Raw genomic sequence first — 16,873 nt, forward strand, 5'->3', positions numbered from 1 at the left:
GCAATCCGGAGACAAGCTAAAGATATTTCTGATCACTTTTTCAATAGCTTGGAAGTGATATTTGCTTTCCAAGCAGAAGCTCTTACATCTCTTGCGGGTCTTGGGAAAGGAAATGAACAAGTCCTATTGATTGAGCAGACAACCGAAAAACCTCCCTTCCCTCAGAGCATTAACGGATTATCAGCCCATCGCGAAGATCGTGGGGTCGACTGCTTAATCTGGAGGGCTGGAGTTCTGAACACATGGTCCTCACCCAACTGCGCATCGCCTCCCGCCGAAGCCAGCTGGCCATGGTGCAAACCAATTGGGTGCAAGCGGAACTGGAGAAAGCACACCCTGGCCTTTCCATCTCCGTGGAAGCGATGGCAACCCAGGGAGACAAAATCCTCGATGTCGCCCTTGCCAAGATCGGCGACAAGGGCCTGTTCACCAAAGAGCTTGAAGCTCAGATGCTGATCGGCCGTGCCGATATCGCTGTTCATTCCCTCAAAGATCTACCCACAAATCTTCCCGAAGGGCTCATGCTTGGGTGCGTGACTGAGCGAGAAGACCCAGCCGACGCTCTGGTAGTGAATCAAAAGAATGCCGATCATCAACTCAGCACCCTGCCTGAAGGGGCAATCGTTGGCACAAGCTCGCTACGGCGCCTCGCCCAATTGCGGCATCACTACCCCCATCTGGTGTTTAAGGATGTGCGCGGCAATGTGATCACCCGCCTTGAAAAGCTGGATGCCGGCAACTATGACTGCCTGATCCTTGCAGCAGCAGGTCTGACAAGGCTTGGCTTTGGAGATCGCATTCATCAGTTGATTCCCAGCGAGATCTCCCTTCATGCCGTTGGCCAGGGAGCCCTAGGCATTGAATGCGTGGAGGGACACCCCGAAGTCCTCGAGGTCATCAAGGCACTGGAACACAAACCAACAGCACAGCGCTGCCTTGCTGAACGGGCCTTACTGAGAGAACTAGAAGGGGGCTGCCAGGTCCCCATCGGAGTCAATAGCCGCATCGAAGCCAATGAATTACTGCTCACGGGCATGGTTGCCAGCTTGGATGGCAAGCGGTTGATACGTGATCAGCAGCGCGGCCCACTTGATCACTGTGAAACCATCGGCAAGGAACTCGCTGAAACCCTGAAATCTCAAGGCGCTGGAGAGATCCTTGCGGAGATCTTCGCTGCTGTCAGGCCAGAAACCTGAACTCCTCTCAATCTCTATTGAGCCAGCTAGCTAGATCAATCAACCACTCATAAGTCTGTTGGCTGCGCTGAAAAGGATCAGCGCAGGATTTCCACAGCTGTTCCCACCTCGACGACGTCAAACAACTGACGTACATGCGCATGCTTCATGCGCACACAGCTATTGATGACTGCACCTTTTGCATTGACCCAGTAGGGCCATGGGGTGCCATGAATGCCGAATTTGTTCTGACCACTTTGCAGAAAGCCAATCCAGCGATCGCCAAGCGGGCTAGCAACCCCAATCGCAGGATTCACTCGCCCAAATTGGTGCTCTGATATTGCGAATTGGTCACTTTGTTCTCCACCTTGAAGACACCAGTAGGAGTAGGCGTACGAGGATCACCAATAGCAACCGGCCAGGGGCCAAGCTTCTCTCCATCGCGGATCACACTGATTTCACGACGACCAAGCAGCAAGACAACTTTCGTACTGATCTCAGGCGATACAGACACTTCAGAGTTATCCGCTGGGACTTCAGGCGATGCAGACGCTTCAGTGTTATCCGCTGAGATCTCAGGCGATGCTTGAACCATGCCTGGCAAAGCAACAGCTCCCGCCAAGATCAATGAAACAGGCAACAGCGAAAACGGACGGCACAACAGCCTTGACACGGGCCAGCAAAGACTGATCAGTCTCAAGATAAACAGCGAGCAACAAAACCGTTCAGGCAATGTCCATTCGCTGCCAACGACCATTGCCGCAAGGATCAATCAACCAATTTTGGATCGATCTCAGCGAGATAACGGGCTTCGCAGGCCTTGATAATCTCAACAGCCTTTTGCACCCCTAAGAAGCCGTTCACCTTGCAGGTACCAGGCTTTTTAAGGTCCTTGTAATGCTCCCAGTAGTACTGGGTCTCCTTCAGCCATTGCTCTCCGAGCTGTTCAAAGCTGGTGATGTGGTCCATGCGCTTGTCATCAGCCAGTACAGCGATCACTTTGTCGTCGACTTCACCACCATCATCAAAGGTCATGATGCCAATGATCCTTGCCTCAACAATCGAGCCAGGCACCAGCGGCTCTGTAACACTGACGATTTCGATGTCGAGTGGATCACCGTCTTCGTCCCATGTACGAGGAATGCAACCGTAGGCAAAGGGATAGGCCAGGGAGGAGTAGCCGACACGATCAAGCTTGAGGTGGCCTGTTTCCGTGATCAGCTCATATTTGTTGATCGTGTTGGAGTTGAGCTCCACGATCGTGTTGAGCCGCAATTCCGATTCATCGGCAAAGGCAGGCAACACATGCAAGAGATTGGGAGTGCTGCGGCTTGGAGCCTGATCGATGTTGGCCATAAGTAGCGAAGTCGCCAGCGGCGCATCCTACGGGGGCGCCGCGATCAAGCTCATCGCCGCAACGAATCCAAAGTGATTAATTCAACAAACGATGCTTAACACGATCCAAAGCTTCAAGAGGGAAATAAGCCAATAGCTGGCAGAGCAGTTGGCTTGATTAAAAGAACAAATAAAAAGATTAATGATTGACCATCTAAACATCAATCAACAACTACTTTAAAAGAGAAGCCTCTAGCTAATCATCTTCTTTACTTCCATGAAACAAGTCAGAAGATTTTGGGCTTAACAGAAGCACCCACACTCCCTTCCACATTGACCTTGCCATCAATATTAACTCTACCTTGCACTTGTAGAGGAGATGAATTCACCACATCCACCGGTGTTCGAATTTCATCAACACTCACGCTTCCTTTAATCTCTTCTACCAACACTTGGCCGAGGATCGGTAGAGCTTTATTGGAGTTAATCGTCACGCCATTCTTAACAGCCACATCACCGTTCACAGAGAGTGGCTGTTCGGCGTTGATGTCAACGGTGGGCAGATCAATCTGATCCACTTGTAATCCACCAACGATGCGAATTGGAATCGGCCGGCTGAGCAACTGCAGCGCTGTTGCCGAAAGCATGCCGATCGAAATCACCAGAGCGAAGGGCCATCTACTGACGATGAACACTTGAAGCCACAACGGCGTGCCTTCTTTTTGAGTGAATGGCTTGCTCTGCATTGGACAAGATCTACTGCCCTATTGATACAAGACCAGCACCTCATGCGCTCATTACCCACCAGCCAAAACTGCGCAACCGAGACACGGATCCTGCTGTTCGTTTTGGCGAAAAAGATGTGGGCAGGTCGAAAAGCCACATCTTCCCATCATGCTTTGGACAGCATTTAACAGCTCAATCCCAGTGCTGCGTTCGCTTCGCCTCGCGTTATCGCTGACTGGTGCGACGGCTCTTGCACTAGCCAACACTCCCATCCAACCTGTTGCTACTCAACAAGAAGAAGGCAGTACAGAAGATCTAGGCGTGATGAAGATCAAGATTAAAGATGCTGTGTGGTTCAACTGGGGTTTCCAAGGAACACTGCAAGGAGCAGGCACACCCGATCAAGCTTGCATAGGGGCATTTCTTCCCATTGCTGTTGGTGAGAACAGCGTCTTCTTTATCGATGCCTTAGCCAACCCTCAAAAGCACAGCCAGCTATCGCCAGCATTGACCAAACTAGTTTTCCAAACCTCAAAACTATCTATTGCTATTTCAGTGCAGACGCTGTGAATTAATCAAGATAATCATACCAATAAATAGGTATTCTAGGAACTTGATATTAGACAGAGCACGATCTTATGGGCTTCCAATGAATAGAGTCGCATCAGATTCTTTAGTCACGGCAATTAAGCACCATCCCTCCAGCCCAACAATTCTTCTCGCCCGGACCGCCCGTATCGGCAACATCAAGCATCTTAAACAATCCAGGCACACATAAAATGCCATCGCCTGTCTCTACCCAGCCAGGCGCACATTTAGAGCCCTGCTGTTCAACAGCGGTCTCATCTGTTGATACTTGATCATTCGGCACTCGCTGACTGGTTACTGAATTAGCTGGCACTCTCTGAATAGCTAGCGGATTAGTGGCTGCTAGATTAGTGGCTTTTGGATTAATTGCCAGTTGATTATTCTTCAATTGATCATTGGCTACGCCCCTAGCATCAAGCCGACTTTCAGTAACTTGCCTAGTGATAACATTACCTCCAGGAATTATCCCCATGGTGATAACAATAAACACCAAAAGCATGACGCCAATGGCAGCCAATATGCCGTTAATACCTTTCATTTGCGACGTTCTGCTGTATCAAGCATAACGGGCCCTGGAGAAATCCCAGAAGAAAGCAAATAATTAGTAAGAACATCTAAGAGCAAAGAAAGATGCCATTCACCCAATGCCCTTCCCTTCAATGCAATTGATTTGATCTAGTAACGGCAGCAGATGTTTTCAACATAGCGCCAAATCTAGGCCAGGATTATCTATTAAAGTTCTTGCAGATGCTCAAGCTTGTCTTCTAAGTAATCAAGGAAAGGCTTGCTCGACAAAGGTTTTCCGGTTACATGCTCTACCAATTGCTCAGCATTCATCATCCGGCCAATCGGGTGAACATGTTCTCTTAACCAAGCCAACAGCTGATGCTCATTACCATGAGAAACATGTTCTTCAAGTGGTCCAATCGCCTGCTGCATCGCTTCTGATAGCTGCGCACTAATCAGATGCCCCATCAGATAAGAAGGGAAATAGCCAAATAAACCTTCACTCCAATGCACATCTTGCAGACAGCCCTCGCCATCATTTTTGGGAATCGCACCAAGCAAATTGCTATAGCGCTGGTTCCATTGATCAGGCAAATCCTCCACCATTAAGCCTTCTTCTAGTAGCGAAATTTCAAGATCTGTTCGAATTAAAATATGCAAGCCATAACTGAGTTCATCGGCTTCCACGCGATTCAACCCTGGTATCAATGGATTCATCGCCAGCCAAAGCTCATCAGCAGAGCTGAGTGGCGCGCCTACACAGGCAAAATGAGGCCACCAGCATTCGCAAAAAGCCCTACTGCGAGCAATTCTGTTCTCCCAAAACAGAGACTGACTCTCATGCACCGCCATCGACGTGGCCTGGCCCAACGGCCAGGCAAACCATTGATGACTTTGAGCAGGAAGACCCTGTTCATAGAGGGAGTGTCCCCATTCATGGGCGGTGGCCAAAAAACAAGACAAGGGCTGCCCAGGCACCACTCTTGTCGTGAGTCGAAAATCCTGAGGTCCAAGGGTGGTTGAAAACGGATGCGGTGATCGCGCCACGCAAGTGATGCTCAGATCCCGACCCCATCGCTGCAGCAAGCGCTCACAAAGATCCTGCTGAGTGGTGTCATGCAAATCCCATCCCAATGACACCGCACGAGAACGAGTCCAAGCGCGTGCCTTCTCAACTAAATCAGGCAATCGTTGACGTAATGGAGCAAACAGCTCCTTTAAACGCGCCAAGGTCAGATCTGGCTCAAAAGGTTGGGCCAAGCTTTCCCAGCAGCTGCGTTGTTCTGCCAGCTGCTGCGCCTGTTCCTGGCGCAAACTGATCAGATGCTGCAAAGCGGGCGCGAAGCAGGAGAAATCCGCATTGACTCTGGCCTGTTGCCATCGGGCATATCCCGCAGACTTCGCAGTCGCGAGCGCTCCCACCAAATTAGGATCTAGGCGCTGCTGTCGCCTGAGGTCTTGCTCAAGCAGCTCCAGGTTGCGAGCTCGCTCAACAACCTGGCTTGGCTCCAACTCCCCCGCCAAACGAGCTTGCTCAAATTCAGCTCGAACCTCCACCAACAGCCCCTCAAATTGCTGACTGCTTTGACGAGCATGCAGTTGCTTGGCCAAAAGACTGAGCTGCTCACCACGCCAAGCAGCTCCAGCATCAGGCATCCTGGTGTTCTGATCCCAATAAAGGGTGCTTTGAATCGAACCCAAAAGCTGGGTCTCGTGCAGATATTCACCAAGTCGTTGCCAAGCCAGCGCAGGCAAGGGCTGGATCCATGACTGCATCAACCTTAAACAGACGAGTGCCCTAAGGCCAAAAGTTCGTCGAGCTTGACACCCCCTTACCCCTTAAAAGAGAGACAGAAGAGAGGTAAAAAACTAAAGCTGCTTCATGCGGCAACGACATAGCTGATCGAGGGATTCGCGGCCAGTGAGCCGCAGGCGCAATCGAGCCCAGATCTTGTAGACCCCATCCACAACACGAGCAACACCAGGCCAGGCCGTGGGTGCATAGAGCCATCCCCAATCCACCAATTGATAAGCCTCGCGAAAGACCGCGATATCTCGCACGACTTCACCATTGCGACGCAACGCATGCATGCGCCCCATCGCCTGCCGATAACTGATGCCTGCAAAGGCCTCAGGCTCATAGTCAGGGGAATCAATATCAACAAAATTCAAGCGGCCGTGAAGATCATGAGCGCGTAAAAAGCTCACTTCACGGCAACAAAAAGGACAAGCCCCGTCAAACAAGAGGGTGAGCTCAGGTTCAACATTGACGGTGATCTCCTGTTCCAGGTGCATTCCTTGCGGCATCAGTCATCAGTCAACCTCATCCAACCACAAGGGAATTCCTCACCATTGCTGGCCATCAAGGCATAGGTCATCCATTGGCGAGTGTTGTCTTTGCCAGCAAAAGGTTTCGAAAAAGCCATCGGGCAGATATTTTTCAGCTGCTTCAGACCCGCTGTGCATAGAGAGAGGCACAGCCACTCGCAAGCGCAGCAAGCAAAGCAATGATCGCCAGCAGAGCCTTTCAGCGAAACAGCACGCCCCATTGCTGCTAGCTCAACTGTGTAGACCAAACTTAGGCAGCCAGTCACTCCCCCCAACAGCGATGTCTCTTCAGCAAGCGTTACACCAGCTGGAGATTGTCACGACAGGAGAGGGCTTCACAGACCTCACTGCCCAACTCAATCATTGGATTGCCTCCTCGAGAATTAAGCGTGGCGTTATCCACCTCACGGCATTGCACACCAGTTGCAGCCTCACCATCAACGAAAACGCAGACCCACGAGTGCTCACAGATCTCTCGGCTTATCTCAAGGCTCTCGTGCCAGAAGAAGGCTTCCGGCCTATCAACGGCCTAGGCGAGCGGTGTTCCTATCTACATGACGATGAAGGGCCAGACGATATGCCCGCGCATATCCGCACAGCTCTCACCTGCAGCACTCTTAGCCTCAGCATTGATCAAGGCAGGCTGCTACTAGGCATCTGGCAGGCGATTTATCTCTGGGAACATCGCCGGCATGGAAGCCACAGGCGGGTGGCGATCCACGCGATTGGCGAAATGAACAGCCATGAATGATCTGCCTGATGAATTGTTAAAGCGACTTGATCGTTATGCCGCGATGCACGGCATGGATCAAAAACAAGCCATCGAGCATCTACTACGAGCGGCCCTCAATCTCGCCATTCCTGATCTCTCGAAATCCAAAATAGACAAGCCAACTGCTGGCCACAAAGAAGCAGCACCAAGCAGCACAGCCAACTTTTTTGCACGCCGCAATGGTTTCAAACTCAACCAGTTGGTGCAACAACGCCACAACCCTGATGCCTGGGCTGAAGATGGTGGTGCTGAGACCGAAGTGGATCTGCTCGTTGATCGTCTCCACGATCTAGCGGAGTCACCAGATCAGGGGCAATCGATGCCAACAGATCAAACATAATCCGAACAAATGCACTGCCCAATGTGCATCGTTGATCGATGCTCTAAACAGACAACCTCTCGACAACGCACCACAGCGCTCAATCATTGCCAGTTCAAAGAAAAATTGTTGATCAGTCTCCGACCAGCTCGGACAACAGCATTGGATTCAACTGCCGCAATCACTCCTAGGGGACAACATCAAATCACCCTTCAGCCATTGCATCAGTAGAGCAACACAACACAGCAACCATCACAGACAAGAATGACTGCAATGCTCACAACACAACCTCATGACGGCAACCCTGCTTACTGCTGAACAGCTCTCTTCCGTAGCTGAAAAGCTGCCAGGGTGGACCCTGGCGGATCAACGGCTGAGACGGCAATGGCGCTTTCGCAACTTTGTGGAAGCCTTCGGTTTTATGACCCGTGTGGCACTGCTAGCTGAAGCCATGAACCATCACCCGGAATGGAGCAACGTCTATGCCACTGTGACGATCGAGTTGACGACCCATGACGTCAACGGACTGAGCGATCGTGATTTGAAGCTCGCCGAAGCAATCAATTTGTTGGAACCGGGCTAATCAAAACTCACTCAGCCGAAACTGCTGCCAGCATGGAATCAACGAGCGGCTGTGGTTCCAGCACCCTCCCGCTCCCCTGACGGCAAGCCCATGAACGACGTAATCGCATCCGAAACAACCACTCAACCTGATCATGGCGAAGCGCTCGAGCAAGACCGGTGCGTACCGGTAACAATCCTCACTGGCTTCCTAGGCGCCGGCAAAACCACCCTGCTCAACCACATCCTCAGCAATCAGAAGAGCCTAAAAACCGCCGTATTGGTGAATGAATTCGGTGAGATTGGAATCGACAACGAGTTGATCGTCAGCACCAGCGAGGACATGGTTGAACTCAGCAATGGCTGCATCTGCTGCTCGATCAATGGGGAGCTGCTCGAAGCGGTTGATCGGATTCTCGAACGTCCAGACCCAATCGATTACCTCGTTGTGGAAACCACAGGCCTGGCAGATCCGCTACCCGTTGCCATGACCTTTCTTGGCAGTGAACTGCGAGATCAAACCCGCTTGGATTCGATCATTACCTTGATCGACGCGGAAAACTTTAACGACCAACTCCTGGAAAGCGAAGTCGGCAGAGCCCAGGTGATCTATGGCGACATCCTGCTGCTCAACAAAACAGATCTCGTCCCTGAAGAGCGATTAAAAGAGGTTGAATCCAAGTTGGCAGACCTCAAACAAAATCCCCGCATCCTTCGATCAATCAAAGGAGATGTGCCCTTACCGCTGCTACTAAGCGTGGGCCTGTTTGAAACCGATCGCGTAAAACCAGCAGACGTTGCAGAGAGCCACGATCACAGTCATCACCACGACGATCACAGTCATCACAGTCATCACCACGATGACCACCCTGATCACCTAGCAATCGAAGGCTTCACATCCCTATCCTTCAGCAGCGATGACCCTTTTGCGCTGCGGAAGTTCCAAAATTTCTTAGACAATCAACTTCCTGCAGAAGTCTTTCGTGCCAAAGGGATTCTCTGGTTCAACGAGAGCGAACGCCGCCACATCTTTCATTTAGCCGGCAAGCGCTTCTCCATTGATGACAGCGACTGGCCCGCTGAGCGCAAGAACCAACTGGTGTTGATTGGACGCCAACTCGATCACGACACCCTGCGGCGCCAACTTCAGGCCTGCGTAGCAAAGGACGCCGGCAAAGGGTTCAGCTGAATCCAACCAACAGGCAAACAGATCGACAACTTCGCCCACTGCTTGCTACTCAACAGCTGCAGCAATGGCAGTTGCTCAACCCGCGCCAGGAGGAGAAGCTGAACAACAGCTTGATCAACAGCGCACTCAATTCTGAGGCAATAAAAACGACTGCACACTCGCTGGTTGTGTTTGCTGTGCTGAATTGATACTTCAGTATGAACAAAATCAAGCTTCTAATACTTCTGATTGAGATCTACCTGGCTACAGTGTTTCTTCAACGGAGAGGGCAATGCTTGAACTGCTGACCGCCATCACCGCCCTGGCCCTAGTGATGCTGGCCTTTTGGTTATTGGCCGATTCCGATGACGACAACAGCGGCGGCGGACTGATGGAACCCTCACTTGTGCCGATTCCGGTACGCGAGCGACGCCCCTAGAAAACTACCCCTCAATCAACAAGCGGGAAGGGAACTCGAGCACAACAAGAAGCTGCAGGCCAGCGTTCAAAGCCATCGCAGAGCAAAAAGAATGTCGTGACTCACAATGCTGTTGAACGCAGTTGAGGTCATGCAGAAAAAAGTCTTCACCGCTGCAGAACTCTGCCAATGCCACCCAACTTCGCTTGCTCAACATCAAAACCTTCTCCCTGATGGCCTCTAACGGTTGAGATTGATCGCCTGATGACCCAAGACGCCGTCCCGTCAAGCTACGGCTCGAACCGCCTGCGCAAACGCCATTGGCAACCAGACCGCCTGCTTCTCAACAGCATGGCAATTCTGCTTGCTGTACTTGCTCTCTGGCCTCTGATTGGTCTGATCCGTGAAGCACTGCAGGGATTCATCAATGGATCGGCCAGCCTGGGAGTCGATGGCCCACAACAGATTCAAGGGACCTTGACTCTGCTGATCGGGACATCCTTATTGGGTGGCCTACTGGGAACTGCAAACGGCTGGTTATTAGCAAACTGCCGCTTCCCAGGACGTCGAGCCCTACGAGTGGCTCAGCTATTGCCCCTCGCCACACCCGCCTACCTACTCTCGGCCATCCTGATCGATCTTGGCAGTCGCAATGCCATACGAATTCATGGCATGGGCTGGGGGATTTTGATCATGGCGCTGACAACCTATCCCTACGTTTTTCTCCTCAGCACTGAAAGCTTTTCAATCTGCGGACGCCGCCAACTGGAAGCCTGCCGCAGTCTTGGGGTTGGACCGTGGAACAGTTTTCGACGCATTGCTCTGCCCATGGCTTTGCCAGCGATTGGTGCCGGGATTGCCCTGATGGGCATGGAAGTCGTCAATGAACTCGGGGCCGTAGCACTACTCGCCATCCCAAGCCTGTCAGCTGGCATCGTTGAGACCTGGCAAATGGAAGGCAATCCTGCCGGTGCCATTGGACTAGCAATGATCGCGCTGATCATCGTGATGTCACTGGTGGGGTATGAACGCAGACTGAGACGACGAAGCCGCCGCTGGACAGAGGGTGTCGCTGGTGGCGATTCTCCAGCCTGGCAGCTGCACGGTGTACGAGCCCTGTGCGCTCAGTGCCTAGCCCTCATTCCTCCCACGATCACTTTGGGTGTGCCCCTGCTGTGGGCCATCCTCAATCTCGATCAACTCGAACAAGGGATAGATCCTGATCTAATCCCACTGACAGAACGCAGTCTTGGACTTGGGCTGGCAGCAGCAAGCCTGGCCGTGGTAGCAGGTCTGATCCTTGCAATCGCCAAGCGTTGGTCATCAACACGCTGGATGGGCAACCTCTCATTTATGGCAGGTATTGGTTATGCCATTCCAGGAGCTGTGATGGCCATTGCGCTGATGCCATTCAACGGTGCTCCATGGAACCTCGCATGGATTCTGCTGCTGCTGTGGGGCTATAGCGATCGCTTCTTGGCAGTTGCAAAAGGAGGACTCGACGCTGCCTTCGAGCGCCTTTCCCCAAGCCTGGATGAAGCCGCTACTGGACTTGGCTGTCAATGGCAGGCGGTGCTTCGACGCGTTCATCTGCCTTTACTGAAAGGTCCACTAGCGGTAGGAGCACTTTTGGTTTTTGTCGACACGGTTAAAGAACTACCTCTCACATTTGTCCTGAGACCCTTTGATTTCGACACCCTTTCTGTACGGCTGTACCAATACGCCGCAGATGAACGCATGGCGGAATCCATCTTGCCAGCACTGATTATCATCGCTCTGGGATTAATCGCTTCGCTGGCATTGGTCCCAGGGCTCGATCAAGGGGAACGAAAAAAGCCTTTAAGTAAAGAACCACTCACTTAGTTTTCAATACTTCAAATGATCTTCAACAAGAGTTTTGGGTCGGTTTCAGAAAGGCAGACCCCATTCAAAACCACAGACTCATAACAAGCGAGAATTGCGAAGAGAGACTCGACAGACAAAAAAGTCTCTCCTCCACAACACTTGCTACAGATAAATCACTTATTTGATACGAGATTAGCAGCATGCGAAGACTAAGATATTGACATCTTTTGATTGAAGACCAGTCTATGGAAAAATACAATAATGTGCTTCTAATACGCCTATTTCTTGGCCTTGCCGCTTTCCTTGCTCTGCGATTAGTCGGGGTTACAGTTGAAATGGATTCGCCAATTTGGTATACAACTAATGCGCCACTTGGCTAAACACACAATCAAGCAAACTCTCTCTTAGGCCTATACATTGAACGTGGCTCAAGTCGCTTCGAGACTATTAATACATGGAGTCTCTGATGCTTACACTTGCTGCTATTGGCCCTGATATCAGGCAACGACTAAGCATATTTTCTTTTAGCAAAGTTGCAGGGGATGAGTTCATTCTCTCCAGACTATTGGAGCTGTTCATGACCAAGGTGAAGCATTGATTTTTCAACCACAAAATTAGCTAAAACCCTTTCGCCTCAGCTCTCTGGGATGAAAGGGACACGTTTCGATTGAACTGAGAGGTGGTGGGCTGATCCTGTGGATTGGGCTGATCCTTTGTCTTAGGCAAAGCCAAAACATTAAAAGCCAATGACCAGCGCTCTCCTTCACCTCGAAAAGGCATCACAGAATGAGGTTGCCATGCCGGGAAAACATAAAACTCACCTGGCACTGGCAAAACATAGTGCGCCATTCCCGTGCGAAAACTTTGGATGTGCCATTCCTCAGGGCCATGAAAACAAAGCTGACCATCAAAACTCTCTGGCCTGATCTGAGATGGCACTTGCAGGAATGCAACCCCCGAAAAACTTCCACCATGGGTATGGGTCGGGTTGTAATCACCAGCCCGTTGGCTGTTCAACCAAACATCCACCATCTGCAGCCGATAGCGGCCTGGTGTCCATGGGCCACGTCCTTGCGGAGGTTGTCGATCAATCACATGACGAATCCAACGTTCACAACCAGGCAAAACAGCTTGATTGCAAAAATTCTGAACTTCTAGTTGATTGAGATCAAGCTCTCTTTGTTGGTTGAGTTGCCCAGCCAGCTTCGCCGATGCATCAGGGCTGTTTTCTGGATTCGCGAGCACCTGAGCCGCAAGACTCTGCAGGCTGCTGAGCACTGAGGGTGCAAGCTCCCCCTTGAGGATGGACCTTGGGAAAAGGTCAAGAACATCCATGATCAGTTTCTTTGCTAGCAACAGTGTGATGCATGCGATACACATTTATGTTCACAATGAACCGGTGCTTAGCGAAATTTACGAGCATAAGAAGATTTCAGAGAACTTCTTGCAGTTCAAACCAATCCAACTAAATTGAAAGCTTTCACCAGAAGCGATGATGAGCAAAGTGTAAAAGCCACTGCATAAAAGAGAATTAGCAAGTTGCTATTCTTTGAGCTCAAAGAGAACTTTTTAGCCCAGAGGCCTCTCTCCTCAGGCTTTAACCTCCAGCGATGATTTTATAGATTGACAGTCATTAAGCGAAATTCCACCCCTAGAATGCCTCAAGAAACCAGAACCTCTCCAACACTCTCCAAGGCAAGGCTCAAGCAACTTCGCAACAAGAAGTGCCATTGATTCCGATACTTTGACTCGGCCTTTTCAGCCATGCAGAAAGGCTAAAGACCAAACCATATCGAGCAACAAGGCACCCCGATTGGTCTCGACTCAACAACACAGAGAACGTTCTACTTAGAGCCGCAAGATTTATCAATGCTGCCGCTAACCTGAAATCGTCAATAAGGGTTTCAGACGTTTATAGACAATTTAATTTTTGAAAGCTGAGATATCTCATCACCTCATTGCATTCGCCGTCTGCCTCGCTAATGCACCGTCTGTCGCTTCAATAACGCACGATCCCCAGCAACCGCAGCAGCGGCAAGCCCATCGGCAATCGTTGCGATCACCCTGTAGCAGAGCACCGCCGCTAACAAGGGCGCTTCCGGTACCTCAGAGCCCACTCGCAACAAAAGAGTGGCTTCAAAAACCCCTAGCCCTCCAGGCGCTGCAGGAACGACCAAGCCCACAGTCCAAGCCAAGGCAAACGCTGCCAACCATTCCCCCATCGACAAGCTGGTGCTCAGCGAAAACGCCATCACACAACACCAGAATCCAGCAAAGCGAAACGCCACGAAGAGCATCTCCATCGCCAGCGAACTCCAGGGGTAGTCGTCTCGTCCACTGCCCAATGATTCTGCTGAAACAACACCAACCAAACCCGCATCAACCCGATCGAGCTGATTGGCTTTGGCACGTTCTAAGCGTCTAAGCAGGGGCTCTCTCCAGCGAGGTATCAACAACATTGCTGGCAAGCAACAGGCCATCGCCAGGCCTGACTGCCAACCTCCGAAGGGAACCCAAAGAAGTGCCGCTACGGCCATGAGCAAGGGCTCGAGCAACACAGAAGCCAATGCAGGCCCGGCCCCCAGATGGGGCCTTAGCACCCGCATTCGCTCAACCAAATGCCAGATCCCGCCAGGCAGATACTTGAGCAGATTGCTACTCAGGAAAAGGGGAATCAGTGATATTTGCCTGGGTCGATGGCCCAACCAACCCACCAACACTCGCCAAGCGAGTGCATTCACCACGAGGCTCGACCAGCTGATCCCCACGCCAAGCACCAGCCACCAGCAGGCCAGGCCACTCAGGGAAAGCTGACGCAACTGTGCCCCATGGCTGACCAATGCCACCACCACAAAGGCAAGACTTGCGAGCGTGATCCAGAGGCGAAACCCACCTGGGAGAGCAACCTTGCCCAGCCAAAACCTCAAACCCCGCCCATGGCGAATCAAGCCTGAGATCACCATGTCCAATCCTCATCTGCAACAAAATCCTCCGAAGCCAACAACACTTCACGGCGTAACTGCTCCAGAGAATGGCCCGTCTCAACACTGAGGCGAAGGAGATCGTCATGCTCCGGCTTGACAGTGAGGATCCCTGGAGGTCGCCGTACCTGCTTGACACGCACTGAGCCCCATGGCGTGGGACAGGATCCCCCACGACGAGGCAGCAACCACCGCCCATGAGAGTGCTCCCGCAACCCCAGAGTCGTTCCCTGAGAGAACCACACCACTCGCAATCCAGGAGCCTGTTCAGCAGTCACCAATGCCTTCACACTGACCCCCTGGCGACCTTTTTTCATCTGCACTTGCTCAGAAACAACATCCAACGCTCCGGCATCCCGCAACTGATCACTAAAAACGGCAACGTCCTCAGGCGTGGCGTCATCAATCCAGGCTTCCTGCACAACCACCGGCTGCCATCTCAAACCAGCCATCTCTTCTTCAGATTGCTCTCTAGCGAAACCATCGAGCTCACAGATTCGCAGGATGTTTGGGCGATCAAGAGTGCGGTGTCCCAAACCCACGCCAATCGCTTTGATTCTTAGCGAGGGAGGCTGACCAAAGCGCTCTGCCAGCACAGCCATCAAGGCAAGCCCCGTCGGTGTGGTGAGTTCACAAGCCGGGAGGTCATCACCAACCTCGAGACAGATTTGATGTCTTCGGGCTAGTTCCAAAACGGCCGGGACCGGAACCGGCAAGAAGCCATGAGCTGTTGCCGTCTTGCCTCGCCCCGCCGGAGGTACGGCGCAGACAATCTGTTCGGGAGCCAAGTGCTCAACAGCCGCACAAACGCCCACCACATCAACCAAAGCATCGATCATGCCCACTTCATGAAAATGCACCTGCTCGATGGGGTGACCATGAACCGCAGCCTCTGCTTCCGCCAAAGCCTTGAACACCGTCAACACCCTGGCGCGCAGAGGTTCTGACCAATCAGCTTCCATGATCAGCGCTCTGATGTCATGCCAAAGCCGATGAGGAGGCTCCAATTCGAGACCTTCGACGGATAACCTCAGGCCCCTCAAGCCAGCGCTGCGGTCCTCTGCGACCGTAAGGGCATAACCCTGCTCAAGGCCAAGTCCTGCAAGGGGAGCCTCAATCACGGCCCGAGGCACACCCAGATCCAAAAATGCGGCCAGGAGCATGTCACCAGCCAGACCAGTTGGGCAGTCAACAAACAGGGCCGTCATTGCCCCTGGGGGAGTCCCTTGGGAAACTGACTAACCAAAGCATGAACAGAGCGCCAATACAGCTTGTCGACAGCCAAACCAATAGCAATCACGACGCCTAGATAGACAGCCAATGCAGCGAAGGATCTAACACCAAGGCTTAAGCAGAAAGGTTGGATCAACGACATTCAGTTATTGGGCTGGCTACCGCGTCCATCCCGTCGAACAAGGGAACCTCTTCCTCCTCGCCCCTTGCCACCGCGAGTAGGCATCGGCCCCATCACTTCATAGTCTTCAAGGTGAAGCTGCTGCCCACGACGTCGCACCTCCAAGCTCACAAAATGACGCAGGTTACTGAGGGGCACATCCCCTTTTAATTGCAATTTGAACGGCAATGGTCTACTGCCATCAGCCCTAGGTTTCTGGCGAACCTTCAAAACCAGGTCACCGGTTTCAGGCCTGGTATAGATCAATTCACCACGAATAGAAAAGTAGTCGTCCCCTTGAGGAAGCTGATCTTCAATTTCCAAGCTGGAATCACTCGAACGCTCTGAATCACTTTCATCAAGCAAGGTTTGTTTCAGGGTGCTGGGCTCCCAGATTCCAGAAATCTGTAGATGCAGATGATCCGCTTCGCGGCAGCGGGGATAGACGACCCATAGATGAGGTTGATCCATGGCTAGATGACGACGCATCAAAGTGAGCACCCGGCCTAGGACAACAGCCTCAATCTCAACCCCGTCAGAATCCACCAGGAAACCTCGAGTGAACTGCTCAGAATCTTGCGGCCGATAAGTGCCTCTTACGACACCGATGGCCCTGTACTGCAACGGCTCAGTGGCCGCAGGAATCGGATGGTCGCGCATCGAAAAAAAGGGCATCCACTGGCCCAATTGGAAATCTAGCCAGCATTCGTGAACCGTCCCAGACTGACCAGGTAATTTTCTGCTCGCTAAAGTGCTT

The 16,873-nt window shown here is 51.9% G+C and carries 18 protein-coding genes and 1 pseudogene; 7 read left to right on the top strand and 12 right to left on the bottom strand.

Annotated elements, in window-relative coordinates; all coding sequences use genetic code 11:
- The first annotated feature begins 242 nt into the window (after window positions 1–242).
- Window positions 243–1,196, top strand: coding sequence for a hydroxymethylbilane synthase (hemC, locus tag SIB80_RS10545; protein WP_063419793.1), 954 nt, complete (start codon window positions 243–245; stop codon window positions 1,194–1,196).
- A gap of 77 nt (window positions 1,197–1,273) precedes the next feature.
- On the opposite strand, the gene SIB80_RS10550 is transcribed toward hemC, so the two are convergent.
- From SIB80_RS10550 to SIB80_RS10565, 4 genes are all read right to left on the bottom strand, one after another.
- The gene (locus SIB80_RS10550) at window positions 1,274–1,492 is read right to left on the bottom strand and encodes a L,D-transpeptidase (RefSeq protein WP_268873909.1); all 219 of its coding nucleotides are present in this window, start codon (window positions 1,490–1,492) and stop codon (window positions 1,274–1,276) included.
- Complete coding sequence (locus tag SIB80_RS10555) at window positions 1,489–1,815, bottom strand: L,D-transpeptidase (RefSeq protein ID WP_255454372.1); 327 nt, start codon at window positions 1,813–1,815, stop codon at window positions 1,489–1,491. The genes SIB80_RS10550 and SIB80_RS10555 overlap by 4 nt, the downstream gene beginning before the upstream one ends.
- 128 nt (window positions 1,816–1,943) lie before the next feature.
- On the bottom strand, window positions 1,944–2,531 hold the full coding sequence (locus tag SIB80_RS10560) for an inorganic diphosphatase (protein WP_063419792.1): 588 nt from the start codon (window positions 2,529–2,531) through the stop codon (window positions 1,944–1,946).
- A 266-nt stretch (window positions 2,532–2,797) separates the two neighbouring features.
- A complete protein-coding gene (locus tag SIB80_RS10565; RefSeq protein ID WP_063419791.1) occupies window positions 2,798–3,256 on the bottom strand; it encodes a hypothetical protein in 459 nt (152 codons plus the stop codon).
- Between the two features lie 181 nt (window positions 3,257–3,437).
- Here SIB80_RS10565 and SIB80_RS10570 point away from each other — a divergent pair.
- Window positions 3,438–3,713: pseudogene (locus tag SIB80_RS10570) on the top strand (carbamoyl-phosphate synthase); the annotation flags it as partial.
- A gap of 196 nt (window positions 3,714–3,909) precedes the next feature.
- Here the strand turns inward: SIB80_RS10570 and SIB80_RS10575 are convergent.
- From SIB80_RS10575 to SIB80_RS10585, 3 genes are all read right to left on the bottom strand, one after another.
- Complete coding sequence (locus SIB80_RS10575) at window positions 3,910–4,323, bottom strand: Paralytic/GBP/PSP peptide (protein WP_413351461.1); 414 nt, start codon at window positions 4,321–4,323, stop codon at window positions 3,910–3,912.
- A gap of 233 nt (window positions 4,324–4,556) precedes the next feature.
- Window positions 4,557–6,107 (bottom strand): carboxypeptidase M32, encoded by a 1,551-nt coding sequence (locus tag SIB80_RS10580; RefSeq protein ID WP_063419788.1) that lies wholly within the window; start codon window positions 6,105–6,107, stop codon window positions 4,557–4,559.
- 93 nt (window positions 6,108–6,200) lie between these two features.
- Complete coding sequence (locus SIB80_RS10585) at window positions 6,201–6,638, bottom strand: thiol-disulfide oxidoreductase DCC family protein (RefSeq protein ID WP_063419787.1); 438 nt, start codon at window positions 6,636–6,638, stop codon at window positions 6,201–6,203.
- 301 nt (window positions 6,639–6,939) lie between these two features.
- On the opposite strand from SIB80_RS10585, the gene SIB80_RS10590 reads away from it, so the two are divergent.
- The 5 genes from SIB80_RS10590 (at window position 6,940) to SIB80_RS10610 (ending at window position 11,760) form a co-directional block, all read left to right on the top strand.
- Window positions 6,940–7,410: a secondary thiamine-phosphate synthase enzyme YjbQ gene (locus SIB80_RS10590; RefSeq protein WP_063419785.1), complete on the top strand. Its 471-nt coding sequence runs from the start codon at window positions 6,940–6,942 to the stop codon at window positions 7,408–7,410.
- Window positions 7,403–7,771: a hypothetical protein gene (locus SIB80_RS10595; protein WP_063419784.1), complete on the top strand. Its 369-nt coding sequence runs from the start codon at window positions 7,403–7,405 to the stop codon at window positions 7,769–7,771. The genes SIB80_RS10590 and SIB80_RS10595 overlap by 8 nt, the downstream gene beginning before the upstream one ends.
- Window positions 7,772–8,042: 271 nt before the next feature.
- Window positions 8,043–8,333: a 4a-hydroxytetrahydrobiopterin dehydratase gene (locus SIB80_RS10600; protein ID WP_011825379.1), complete on the top strand. Its 291-nt coding sequence runs from the start codon at window positions 8,043–8,045 to the stop codon at window positions 8,331–8,333.
- A 90-nt stretch (window positions 8,334–8,423) separates the two neighbouring features.
- Window positions 8,424–9,500, top strand: coding sequence for a CobW family GTP-binding protein (locus SIB80_RS10605; protein WP_205909860.1), 1,077 nt, complete (start codon window positions 8,424–8,426; stop codon window positions 9,498–9,500).
- Between the two features lie 661 nt (window positions 9,501–10,161).
- Window positions 10,162–11,760, top strand: a complete 1,599-nt coding sequence (locus tag SIB80_RS10610; RefSeq protein ID WP_063419781.1) for an ABC transporter permease — start codon at window positions 10,162–10,164, stop codon at window positions 11,758–11,760.
- 600 nt (window positions 11,761–12,360) lie between these two features.
- Here the strand turns inward: SIB80_RS10610 and SIB80_RS10615 are convergent.
- From SIB80_RS10615 to SIB80_RS10635, 5 genes are all read right to left on the bottom strand, one after another.
- A complete protein-coding gene (locus tag SIB80_RS10615) occupies window positions 12,361–13,077 on the bottom strand; it encodes a putative 2OG-Fe(II) oxygenase (RefSeq protein WP_063419780.1) in 717 nt (238 codons plus the stop codon).
- Between the two features lie 644 nt (window positions 13,078–13,721).
- Window positions 13,722–14,705, bottom strand: coding sequence for a lysylphosphatidylglycerol synthase transmembrane domain-containing protein (locus SIB80_RS10620; protein WP_063419779.1), 984 nt, complete (start codon window positions 14,703–14,705; stop codon window positions 13,722–13,724).
- Window positions 14,699–15,931, bottom strand: a complete 1,233-nt coding sequence (locus SIB80_RS10625) for a LarC family nickel insertion protein (RefSeq protein WP_063419778.1) — start codon at window positions 15,929–15,931, stop codon at window positions 14,699–14,701. The genes SIB80_RS10620 and SIB80_RS10625 overlap by 7 nt, the downstream gene beginning before the upstream one ends.
- A complete protein-coding gene (locus SIB80_RS10630) occupies window positions 15,928–16,098 on the bottom strand; it encodes a hypothetical protein (RefSeq protein ID WP_169190024.1) in 171 nt (56 codons plus the stop codon). Before SIB80_RS10630 ends, SIB80_RS10625 begins: the two co-directional genes overlap by 4 nt.
- Complete coding sequence (locus tag SIB80_RS10635) at window positions 16,099–16,776, bottom strand: hypothetical protein (RefSeq protein ID WP_196757105.1); 678 nt, start codon at window positions 16,774–16,776, stop codon at window positions 16,099–16,101. It abuts the gene before it with no gap.
- Window positions 16,777–16,873: the final 97 nt, after the last annotated feature.

The sequence above is a fragment of the Prochlorococcus sp. MIT 1327 genome, from assembly GCF_047304785.1.
In the GTDB taxonomy this organism is placed as follows: domain Bacteria; phylum Cyanobacteriota; class Cyanobacteriia; order PCC-6307; family Cyanobiaceae; genus Prochlorococcus; species Prochlorococcus marinus_D.